The 10813-nt window shown below is 70.4% G+C and carries 10 protein-coding genes; 5 read left to right on the top strand and 5 right to left on the bottom strand.

Annotated elements, in window-relative coordinates:
- Positions 1-67: 67 nt before the first annotated feature.
- Positions 68-676, top strand: a complete 609-nt coding sequence (locus tag ETD85_RS27155) for a response regulator transcription factor (protein ID WP_138692605.1) — start codon at positions 68-70, stop codon at positions 674-676.
- Here ETD85_RS27155 and ETD85_RS27150 read toward each other — a convergent pair.
- Together ETD85_RS27150 and ETD85_RS27145 are read right to left on the bottom strand one after the other, a co-directional pair.
- Positions 617-2713 carry a sensor histidine kinase gene (locus ETD85_RS27150; protein ID WP_206058614.1) on the bottom strand — a complete coding sequence of 699 codons (2097 nt, stop codon included), beginning with the start codon at positions 2711-2713 and terminating at the stop codon, positions 617-619. The two genes, ETD85_RS27155 and ETD85_RS27150, sit on opposite strands and share 60 nt — an antisense overlap.
- 9 nt (positions 2714-2722) lie before the next feature.
- The gene (locus tag ETD85_RS27145; RefSeq protein ID WP_240779450.1) at positions 2723-3517 is read right to left on the bottom strand and encodes a universal stress protein; all 795 of its coding nucleotides are present in this window, start codon (positions 3515-3517) and stop codon (positions 2723-2725) included.
- 79 nt (positions 3518-3596) lie between these two features.
- Between ETD85_RS27145 and ETD85_RS27140 the strand changes: the two genes are divergently transcribed.
- Positions 3597-3899 carry a hypothetical protein gene (locus ETD85_RS27140; RefSeq protein WP_138692604.1) on the top strand — a complete coding sequence of 101 codons (303 nt, stop codon included), beginning with the start codon at positions 3597-3599 and terminating at the stop codon, positions 3897-3899.
- A 110-nt stretch (positions 3900-4009) separates the two neighbouring features.
- A complete protein-coding gene (locus tag ETD85_RS27135; RefSeq protein ID WP_138692603.1) occupies positions 4010-4558 on the top strand; it encodes a phosphatase PAP2 family protein in 549 nt (182 codons plus the stop codon).
- On the opposite strand, the gene pip is transcribed toward ETD85_RS27135, so the two are convergent.
- The 3 genes from pip to mscL form a co-directional block, all read right to left on the bottom strand.
- The gene (gene pip / locus ETD85_RS27130; RefSeq protein WP_138692602.1) at positions 4512-5483 is read right to left on the bottom strand and encodes a prolyl aminopeptidase; all 972 of its coding nucleotides are present in this window, start codon (positions 5481-5483) and stop codon (positions 4512-4514) included. The genes ETD85_RS27135 and pip overlap by 47 nt on opposite strands.
- Before the next feature lie 21 nt (positions 5484-5504).
- On the bottom strand, positions 5505-6089 hold the full coding sequence (locus ETD85_RS27125; protein WP_240779449.1) for a hypothetical protein: 585 nt from the start codon (positions 6087-6089) through the stop codon (positions 5505-5507).
- Between the two features lie 85 nt (positions 6090-6174).
- Positions 6175-6594 carry a large conductance mechanosensitive channel protein MscL gene (gene mscL / locus ETD85_RS27120; protein ID WP_138692601.1) on the bottom strand — a complete coding sequence of 140 codons (420 nt, stop codon included), beginning with the start codon at positions 6592-6594 and terminating at the stop codon, positions 6175-6177.
- A gap of 280 nt (positions 6595-6874) precedes the next feature.
- Between mscL and glgX the strand changes: the two genes are divergently transcribed.
- On the top strand, positions 6875-8968 hold the full coding sequence (gene glgX, locus ETD85_RS27115; protein WP_138692600.1) for a glycogen debranching protein GlgX: 2094 nt from the start codon (positions 6875-6877) through the stop codon (positions 8966-8968).
- Positions 8961-10813 (top strand): malto-oligosyltrehalose synthase (gene treY, locus ETD85_RS27110; RefSeq protein WP_138692599.1); only part of this gene is annotated, 1853 nt, incomplete at its 3' end. The genes glgX and treY, both read left to right, overlap by 8 nt.

Below are 10813 nucleotides of genomic sequence, written 5' to 3'. Positions count from 1 at the left end.
GCCCAGAGACGCCGTCACCGGTCACCCATGACGTCCTCATGATTCGGACACTGGTAGACATGTCTCCGTGATTCGCGTACTGCTGGCCGAAGACCAGGCGGTGATCAGGGGCGCCCTGGCGGCGCTGCTGGACCTGGAGGCGGACCTGGAGGTCGTGGCCGCCGTGGAGTCGGGCGAGGCCGCGCTCGCCGCGGCCGCCGTGGAGCTTCCCGACGTGGCCGTCCTGGACATCGACATGCCGGGCGCCATGGACGGGCTGGAGGCCGCCGCCGCGATCCGCGGGCGCGTGCCGTCCTGCCACACGCTCATGCTCACCGGGTACGGCAAGCCCGGCCATCTCAAGCGGGCGCTGGCGGCGCAGGTGGGCGGGTTCATGCTGAAGACCGCGCCGCCGGAGGAGCTGGTCGCGGCCATCCGCAAGGTCGCCGGAGGCCAGCGGATCCTCGACGGGGCGCTCGCGGTCACGGCCTGGGACCTGGCCGACAACCCGCTCACGCCGCGCGAGGCGGACGTGCTGCGGCTGGTGGCGGGCGGGGCCGACGCGACGGACGTCGCCGCGCGGCTCCACCTGACCGCGGGGACCGTGCGCAACTACCTCACGGCCATCGTGGCCAAGCTAAACGCGCGTAACCGCACCGACGCCGTCCGCATCGCCACCGAGGCCGGCTGGATCTAGCGCCTCCCCGTACGTCACGCTGGCGTCGAGCTGGAACCAGCCGTCCTCGACGCTCGTGGTGAGCCGGCCGTCGAGTGCCGCCAGGCGGGTGGTCAGGTTGCCGAGCCCGGACGAGCCGCGGCGGGCCTCGGACCGGCGGGCGCCGTCGTTGCGGACGCGCAGGCGGACCGTCCGGCCGTCGGCCGAGGTCGAGATCGCGCAGTGGCGGGCGGTGCTGTGGCGCAGGATGTTCGTGACGGCCTCGCGCAGCACGGTGCTGAGCACGGTCTCGACCTCGGCGGGGAGCTCCGGGTGCGCCAGCTCGGCGGTGACCGCGACGCGGGCCGCGCGCAGGACCGAGGCGGCCGACTCGGCCTCGGCCCCGAGCGACAGGTCGCGCTGCTCGCCGGAGACCGAGCGCAGGTCGTGCCCGGCGCGCTCGGCCATCGCGATGACGTCCGCGAGCTCGGCCCTCGACCGCTCGGGCGGGAGGCGGCGGGCCAGCTCGCACTTGAGCAGGATGGCCGCCAGGCTGTGGCCGAGCAGGTCGTGCAGGTCGCGGGCGGCCCGCAGGCGCTCTTCGACGACGGCCGAGCGGGCCAGGCTCTCCCTGGCCGCCTTGAGCTCCTCGGCGAGCTGGGCCAGGCGCAGCAGGCTGTAGACCACCAGCGCGGTCACCAGGGTGTTGACGGTGACGTTCAGCCACTCCTGGGGCGGCAGGTCGTACAGCGAGGCGACCGCGCCCGTGCCGGCCACGATGGCGGCGACCAGCGGCCAGGCCAGCAGCGGGCGGAAGGCCAGCAGCACCGGGCCCGCCAGGAACCCCTGGGTGCCCAGCCAGATCGGGCCGAAGACCGGGATCGGGGCGTAGGCGAGCACGGCCATCACGGCCAGTGCCCCCATGTGCCGCCCGGTGACGGACCTGAGCTGCATGACCACGATCGCGGCCAGGACCGCCGCGGCGGGCAGCAGCAGGCCCGGTGGTACGTGGAGCAGGCCCTTGACGCTGAACCCGACGAGCACGGCGGCCAGCAGCAGCACCGACACGTCGGTCGGCTCGCGGACCTCGGGCCTGCGGTTCGGCGCGGGCAGCACGGCCTCGACGGTGAAGCGGCCTTCGGCGGACAGACGGCCGTCCAGCGTGCCGCCGGCCGCGCGTACCTGGGCGCGCAGGTCGTCCAGGCTGTCGTCCTCGGCCGTGCGGCGGCCGTCGTCGGTGACGCGCAGGCGTACGGTGCCGCCCGGCTCGGCGGTCTCGATCAGGCAGGTCCGGGCGGCGCCGCGGCGTACGACGTCGGTGACGGCCTCCCGCAGCACCGCGGCGAGCAGCGCGCCCGCGGGCCCCAGCGGCTCGGTGTGCCCGGCCCGCACCTCGACGGCGACCTCCGCGGCCTCCAGCATGGCGCGGGCGGTGGTCAGCTCGGGGCCCAGCGACATCGCGCGGTAGCTCGCCGCCGCCGAGCGCGCGTCGGCCAGCGATCGGCGCGCGGCGCCGGTGACCTCGCCGAGCACCTCCGAGGCGCGGGCGGGGACGGCCAGCGCGCGGCGCGCGCCCGCGCCGATCAGGGTCAGGCCGCGGCCGAGGCCGTCGCTGAGCTCGGCCGCGATGCGCAGCCGCTCCTCGCCCACCGCCGCCGCGGCCAGCGCCAGCCGGGTGGCGTGCATCTCGTCCACCCGCTCGACCAGCCGGATCAGCCCGGGTACGATCAGCGTCATCAGCACGGTCGTGATCGCCAGGTCGAGCGTCACGAGCACGTCGCCGCCGCGCGCGTACGCGATCACGACGGCGCTGAACACCACCCCGGGCGCCAGCGCCCACAACCGGGTGACCAGGAGCGAGCCCGCCAGGTAGCCGAGCACCACCACGGACGCGCCCGTCCCCAGCGTCACCCAGTAGACGAGCACGGCCTGCGCGGCCAGCAGCCACCATTTCCTGGACCAGAGCGTGTACAGGCACTGCACCGCGAAGACGAGCACCGCGCCCGCGGCCCCGGCCAGGACGTAGACGCTGGACAGAGCGGCGAGCACCGCGATCACGATCAGACGGGCGGAGAGCACCCGTAGAGCCTAGGAGAAGCCTCTGGGCAGCACGGTCACGGGGCAGGCGGAGGCACGCAGCACCTTCATGGCCAGCTCGCCGAGGAAGACCCGGTGCGGCTGCGCGTCCTCGCTGGCCGCGCACACCAGCAGCTCGCCGGGCAGCCACTCGATGTCCGCCAGCGCGGCCGCCACGTCGTGGCCCTCCGCCACCTCGGCCTCGGCCTCGATGCCGGTGCTCTCCCACGCCAGCCGGACCGCCAGCGCGAGATCGTCCCTGAGCTTGCCCTGGTCCTCCGTGCGCAGGTCGAGCGTGATCAGCCGGAGCGGCACGTCGAGGCGCAGCGCGGCCTGCGCCACCTGCTCGACCGCCGCGTCACACTGCGGCCTGTGCACGTAGGCCAGCGTGAGCCGGGCGGGCTCGTCGGGCGGCAGGTAGCCGGCCGGCGCCAGCATGACCGCCTCCGACGACAGGTGGAGCAGGTGGTCGGAGGTGGCGCCGATCGCGATGCGGCCGTGCTGCCCGCCGCCGGCCGAGCCGACCACGATCAGGTCGGCCCTGATCCGGCTGGCCAGCACCGACAGGCCGCGGCCCGCCCCTCTGCTCTCGTAGGTGAGGTATTCGGCCGGGGCCTGGCCCAGCTCCTCGGCCGCGTGCGCCAGGTTGGCCTGCGCCTCGACCGCCAGCCCCGGGCTGCCCGGCGGGTAGACGGTGGCGATGGTGAGCTCTCCTCCGGTCACCCGGGTGATGGCGGAGCCGAGGGCGAGAGCGTCCCGCCCACCCGGGTCCCCGCTGTAGCCGACGATCACGTGCGCTCCGATCACGAAAGCCCTCATACCCCCTCTGAGCTGGGAATACGCGGCCTTCATGTGAACGTTGCAAACCTATGGAGGCGCAAAAACAGTGAAGATCACTCTTGACACCCGTTTCAACGGGTCCCTCGGTCCTGTCACCCTTCGTGAAGCGGTTCAGCAGCTCAAGGCGCACGATCTCGCGTGCACGGTCCCCTCGGACGCCGTCGAGCTGAAAGTGACCGTCTTCTCCGACTGCGTGGAGCGCGGGTTCACCCCGCTGCGCAGCGAGATCATGGCCGCGTTCTACGTCGCCGAGCGCGACGCCACCACCGAGGCGTTCGACCGTGGGCTGATCACCCGGGGCGAGCTGGAGATGAAGCAGGCCGCTCTGGCCAGCCAGTTCCTTACCTGACGGTCAGTCGTTCGGTCGAGGTTTTGCCGACTTTCCACCTTATGGTGGAGGCGCTTGACGATCTTAGTTCGTAAGGTCGTGTCCATTCGTCATTTACGGATTGGACACGCGTGTACTACGACATCGTCGACTTCGCCCGTACCACGCCCGGGTGGCTGCACACCCTCGCCGAGGTCGGCACCGACGCCGGGTTATTCCTGTTCGTGGCCCTGTTCGGGGTCGCCGCGTTCAGGGCGTGGCGGGCTCCGGCCCGCGACCTGGCGCTGGTGATCGCGGGTCCGGCGGGTGTGGTGTTCGCGTACGTCGTGAGCGAGGTCATCAAGATCTTCATCAGGGAGGACCGGCCGTGCCGGGGCGGGGTGGCGACGATCGCCGCCTGCCCGCCGCCGGACGACTGGTCGTTCCCCAGCAACCACTCGGTGATCGCGGCGGGGGCGGCGGCCACGCTCGTGCTGGTGTGGCGTGCCCTGGCCTGGGCGGTGCTGCCGCTGGCGGCGGTCATGGCGTTCTCGCGCGTGTTCGTGGGCGTGCACTATCCGCACGACGTGGCGGTGGGCTTCCTGCTCGGGCTGGTGCTCGCGCCGATGTTCGCGCTGCTGGTGGTGGGGGCGGTCACCCCTGCGGTACGCCTGGCGCGAACCCGTCTGTCGCCTCGATGAGCCGGTCCACGATGCCCGGCTCCGTGGCGGCGTGCCCGGCGTCGTCGACGACGTGGAAGGCGGCCTCGGGCCAGGCCCGGTGCAGGTCCCAGGCGGTGGTCATGGGCGTGCAGGCGTCGTAACGGCCCTGCACGATCACCGCCGGGATGTGCCTGATCCGGCCGACGTCCCTGATGAGCTGCTCGGGCTCGAACCAGCCTCCGTGGTGGAAGTAGTGGTTCTCGATCCTGGCGAAGCAGACGGCCATCTTGTCCTCCCCGAACTCCTCGACGAGCTCGGGGTCGGGCAGCAGCGTGATCGTGGCGGCCTCCCACTGCGACCACGCCTTTGCCGCGGCGAGCCGGGCGTCGTCGTCCGGCCCTTCGAGCCGTCGCCGGAAGGCGGCGATGAGGTCGCCGCGCTCCTGCTCGGGGATCGGCGCCACGAACGACTCCCACACGTCGGGGAACAGGTGGCTGGTGCCCTCCTGGTAGAACCAGCGCAGCTCCCCGGGCCGCAGCGTGAAGATCCCGCGCAGCACCAGCTCGGTCGTCCGCTCGGGATGCGTCTGCGCGTACGCCAGCGCCAGCGCGCTGCCCCAGGAGCCGCCGAACACCTGCCACCGCTCGATGCCCAGGTGCTCGCGCAGCCGCTCCATGTCGGCCACGAGGTTCCAGGTCGTGTTGGCGCTCAGATCCGTGGCCGGGTCACCGGCGTGCGGCAGGCTGCGGCCACAGTTGCGCTGGTCGAACAGGACGATGCGGTAGTGCTCGGGGTTCCACTGGCGGCGCTGCTTGGCGGTGCACCCGCCGCCTGGGCCTCCGTGCAGCATGACGGCGGGCTTGCCGTCGGGGTTGCCGCAGACCTCCCAGTAGATCTGGTGGCCGTCGCCCACGTCCAGCAGCCCGGACTCGTATGGCTCGATGGGCGGATACAGGGTTCTCATGGCCCATGATCCTGCCCCATCTCAGGCCGGCGGGCTCCACTCGTGCCGGATCAGGAACGAGCGGTCGCCGGTGGCGTACTCGTTGAAGGCGCTCTGGACCTCGGCCAGCTCGGACACCAGGGCGCGGACGAGCGTGCCCTCTTTGTACTCCAGCTCGTAGCCCGGCGAGACCTGCAGGAAGTGCCGGCCGAAGTTCACCAGGGCGACGAACGGGTTCTGTGGCGACAGGGTGGCCAGCACGTCGTGCACGAGCCCGAGGTCGGGGTCGTGCACGACCATGCCGTCACCCGTGTGGAGCTGCATGCCCTCGTAGACGCCCAGCGGCGCCACGTTGTGCACGAGGTCGCGCTGCGGGTCGTAGCAGACCAGGCCGTGCGCCCGCGCGGTCGTGAACACCTGCGCGGACATCTCGTCCATGCTGTCCAGGTCCATGCTCACCAGCACGTGACCCGGATAGAGCGTGATGTCCCCCGGCAGCTCCTTGGCCACCTCCGGCGGCTCCCCGCCGGCCACCGGATCGGTCCGCTTGATCGCCAGGTAGGTCGCCCGGGCCTGGTCCCTGCTGATCGGCACCGGCTCGTCCCAGACCATCAACTCAACGCTCATCGGTCCATCTTGCCGAACCGGCAACCCGGCCGCGCGTCACTGTGACCCAAGACTCGGAAACCTGGACCGCACATCCCCGACATACCTACGTGGGCTTCTCGGATTCCGGGACGAGCTCGGCCGTGCAGCTGGCGCAGCGGCGCGCCTCGACGGGGATGTCGCTGAGGCATTCGGGGCACTGCTTGGTGGTGGCCGCCTTGTCGCCTTCGAACCTGCTGATGAGCCGGGACATGGGAGTCACGACCAGCCAGTAGACGACCGCCGCGATGATCAGGAAGGTGAGCAGGTGGTTGAGGAAGTCGCCGTACTTGAATTGGCTGCCGTTGATGGTGAAGGAGTAGCTGGCGAAGTTCGGCTGCCTCCCGCCGGTGACGGCGCCGATCAACGGGGTGATCAGGTCGGCGACGAGCGCCTGCACCAGCCCGCTGAAGGTGGCGCCGACGATCACCGCCACCGCGAGCTCCACGATGTTGCCGCGTAGTAAGAACTTTCTGAAACCGCCCATGACATCCGCATGTAGCCCGGATCCGCGGCGGCAAACGGGCGAGGAGCATGCTGGGAGTGTGGGCCGCCTCCGATACCGCGCCGTCGGAGGCGGCCCATCCCTGTTCACGCCCTGTTCGCGCCCATGGTTGAGCCCATAGTTGAGCCCATGGATGAGCTCCGGAAACGGATGGGCGGGTAATGATCGGCTGAGCGTGGGAAGAACAGAGTGATCAATGGGGCCTGGGCTTGTCCGGCGGAGCGGGGGAACAGAACATGGGAGAGACCGCAAGGGAGCCTCGATGATCGAGATCTGGCCAGGAGACCCCTATCCGCTCGGGGCGACCTACGACGGCGCGGGCACGAACTTCTCGCTCTACACCGAGGTTGCCGACGCGGTGGAGCTGTGCCTGTTCGATGAGGAGAACGTCGAGTCCCGGGTCTCGCTCTCCGAGGTCGACGGGTTCATCTGGCACGGCTACCTGCCGGGGATCGGCCCCGGCCAGCGCTACGGCTACCGCGTCCACGGGCCCTACGACCCGGCGCGCGGGCTGCGCTGCAACCCGGCCAAGCTGCTGCTCGACCCGTACGCCATGGCCATCGAGGGCGGCGTGAAGTGGCACGAGGCGGTCTACGGCTACCGGTTCGGGCAGCCGGACACGCGTAACGACGCCGACTCGGCCCCCTACGTGCCGCGCTCGATCGTGATCAACCCGTTCTTCGGCTGGGGGCACGACCGGCCGCCGGCCACCCCGTACCACGACACCGTGATCTACGAGGCCCACGTGCGCGGGCTGACGATCAGCCATCCCAAGATCCCCAGGCACCTGCGCGGCACGTACGCGGGGCTCGCCCACCCCGAGATCCTCGACCACCTCACCAAGCTGGGCGTGACGGCGCTGGAGCTGATGCCCGTCCACCAGTTCGTCACCGACCACATCCTCGAACAGCGCGGGCTGTCGAACTACTGGGGCTACAACTCCATCGGGTTCTTCGCGCCGCACAACCGCTACTCCAGCCAGGGGCAGCGCGGCGGCCAGGTGCTGGAGTTCAAGGCCATGGTCAGAGGGCTGCACGAGGCGGGCATCGAGGTCATCCTCGACGTCGTCTACAACCACACCGCCGAGGGCAACCACCTGGGGCCGACGCTGGGGTTCAGGGGGATCGACAACCCCGACTACTACCGGCTGGTCGAGGGCGACAAGCGCTACTACATGGACACCACGGGCACCGGCAACAGCCTGCTCATGCGCTCGCCGCACGTCCTGCAGATGATCATGGACTCGCTGCGCTACTGGGTCATCGAGATGCACGTCGACGGCTTCCGCTTCGACCTGGCCTCGACGCTGGCGCGGGAGCTGCACGAGGTCGACCGGCTGAGCTCGTTCTTCGACCTGGTGCAGCAGGACCCGGTGCTGTCGCAGGTCAAGCTCATCGCCGAGCCGTGGGACGTGGGTCCCGGCGGCTACCAGGTCGGCAACTTCCCGTCCCGGTGGACGGAGTGGAACGGGCGGTACCGCGACACGATCCGCGACCTGTGGCGCGGTCAGGCGGCCACGCTGCCCGAGTTCGGGTCCAGGTTCACCGGGTCGAGCGACCTCTACCAGGACGACAGCCGCCGGCCCGCCGCCTCGATCAACTTCGTCACCTGTCACGACGGCTTCACCCTGCAGGACCTCGTCTCGTACAACAACAAGCACAACGAGGCCAACAAAGAGGGCAACCGCGACGGGACCGACGACAACAGGTCCTGGAACTGCGGTGAGGAGGGCCCGGCGGGCATCAACATCGAGTCGCTGCGCGAGCAGCAGAAGCGCAACTTCCTCACCACGCTCTTCCTGTCCCAGGGCGTGCCGATGCTCTCGCACGGCGACGAGCTCGGCCGCACCCAGCGGGGCAACAACAACGGCTACTGCCAGGACAACGACCTGACCTGGGTGGACTGGTCGGACGTCAGGGAGAACTGGCTGCTGCTCGAGTTCACGCAGAGCCTGGCCGAGCTGAGGAAGAAACATCCGGTATTCCGGCGCAGGAGGTTCTTCTATGGCAAACCGGTGCGCGGCTTGAGTGACATCGCCTGGCTGACCCCATCGGGGGAGGAGATGACCGACAGCGACTGGAACGTGGGATACGCGAAGTCGCTGGCCGTCTTCCTCAACGGCGACGCCATCACCGAGCCGGACCGCCGTGGCCGGCCGATCAGGGACGACTCGTTCCTGCTGCTGTTCAACGCCCACTACGACACGATCAAGTTCCAGATCCCCAAGGACTACGGCGAGATGTGGCACACGGAGATCGACACGGCCATGCCGATCAGGCTCGACGCCCGGATGTGCCGGGCGGGCGAGGCGATCGCGGTGCCGGGCCGCAGCGTACGGGTGCTCCGTCGTGTCTAGGCCGAGCTCGACCTACCGGGTGCAGCTGACCCCGGACTTCGGCTTCGCGCAGGTCGCCGAGATCGCCGGCTACCTGCGCGACCTCGGCGTCAGCCACGTCTACCTGTCGCCGATCCTCCAGGCCACGCCCGAGTCGCGGCACGGCTACGACGTCATCGACCACTCCAGGATCAGGGAGGAGTTCGGTGGGGCGACGGGGTTCAGGGAGATGGCGCAGCAGCTGGCCGCCCATGACCTCGGCGTCGTGGTGGACATCGTGCCCAACCACATGAACCCGGTCAACGCCCAGTTCTGGTCGGTGCTGAAGGACGGGCCCGGCTCGCCGTACGCGCACTGGTTCGACATCGAGTGGGACGGCGGGAAAGTGGCGCTGCCCGTGCTCGGCGACGACACCGAGCCGGTCGTGGACGGCGACGTGCTGCGCTACCACGAGCACGTCTTCCCCCATCCCGGCCACTACCGGCTGGTCGACTGGCGGGAGGGGCCCGGCTACCGGCGCTTCTTCGACGTGTCGTCGTTAATCGGGCTGCGCGTCGAGGACCCGTCCGTGCTGTTCGCCACGCACGAGGTGATCTTCTGGCTGCTCGACGAGGGGTTGGTGGACGGGCTCCGCGTCGATCACCCCGACGGGCTGGCCGATCCGCGCGGCTATCTCGAACGGCTGCGCGCCCGCGTGGGCGAGACCTGGACCGTGGTCGAGAAGATCCTCATCGGCCCCGAGCGGCTGCCCGGCGACTGGGCCTGCGACGGCACCACCGGCTACGACGTGCTCAACCGGGTCAACGGCCTGTTCGTGGACCCGGCGGGCAAGGAGCCGCTCGTCCGCCTGTTCACCGAGCTGACCGGTGGCCCGGAGGACTACCGGCCCGTCATGGCGCAGGCCAAGCGGGAGGTGCTCGACCTGTTCTTCGGGGCGGAGGTGAAGCGGCTGGCCAGGGCCGCCGACGCCGACCCGGCCGCCGTGCGCGAGCTGCTCGCCGCGATGCCGGTCTATCGTGCGTACGTGGTGCCGGGCGAGGAGCCGCCGCCGGAGTCCGTGGAGATCGTCGAGCTGGCCGCCGAGGCGTGCTCGCCCGCCGTGGGGCCGCTCGTCCGCAAGGTCCTGTACGGCTCGGACGAGGCGATCGTCCGCTTCCAGCAGACCTGCGGACCGGTCATGGCCAAGGGCGTGGAGGACACCGCGCTCTACCGGTGGTATCCGCTGGCCTGCCTCAACGAGGTGGGGGGCGAGCCGGACGTGTTCGGGGTGGGGGTGGAGGAGTTTCACGACTTCTGCGCCGAGCTGCTCCCGTACACGATGACCACGCTGTCCACGCACGACACGAAGCGGTCGGAGGACGTGCGCGCGCGGCTGTCGGTGCTGTCGGAGCTGCCCGAGGAATGGGCTTCGGCGGTGGCCGCGTGGTCGTCGGAGGTGTCCTTCGATCCTCACCTGGACTACCTGGCCTGGCAGAACCTCATGGCGGCCTGGCCGATCTCGGCCGAGCGGTTCACGGACTACCTGCTGAAGGCCGCGCGGGAGGCCAAGACCGCCATCTCCTGGCTGAACCCGGATCCGGCCTACGAGCGGCGCCTGCGGGAGTTCGCGCAGGCGGCCGTCCGGCTGCCGATCGGCGAGTTCACCGAGCGGATCGAGCCCTTCGCGATGTCGAACTCGCTGGGGGCCAAGCTCGTCCAGCTCATGATGCCGGGGGTGCCGGATGTGTACCAGGGCAATGAGACCACCGACTTCTCCCTGGTCGATCCGGACAACCGGCGGCCGGTGACGTACCCGCGCAAGCCGGAGACCTCATGGGACGCGGCCAAGCTGCTGGTCACCACGCAGGCTGTCTCTTATACCCATCT

This window comes from Nonomuraea zeae (genome assembly GCF_005889725.1).
Classification (GTDB): Bacteria; Actinomycetota; Actinomycetes; order Streptosporangiales; family Streptosporangiaceae; genus Nonomuraea; species Nonomuraea zeae.
Note: the sequence above shows the minus strand (reverse complement) of the source record. Positions and strands in the feature narration are given on the sequence as shown.

Bases quoted from the DNA above. Each gene is read 5' to 3' on its own strand.
- pip (WP_138692602.1), bottom strand. From the start codon at position 5,483: ATGAGAACCCTGTATCCGCCCATCGAGCCATACGAGTCCGGGCTGCTG.
- glgX (WP_138692600.1), top strand. From the start codon at position 6,875: ATGATCGAGATCTGGCCAGGAGACCCCTATCCGCTCGGGGCGACCTAC.
- mscL (WP_138692601.1), bottom strand. From the start codon at position 6,594: ATGGGCGGTTTCAGAAAGTTCTTACTACGCGGCAACATCGTGGAGCTC.
- ETD85_RS27125 (WP_240779449.1), bottom strand. From the start codon at position 6,089: ATGAGCGTTGAGTTGATGGTCTGGGACGAGCCGGTGCCGATCAGCAGG.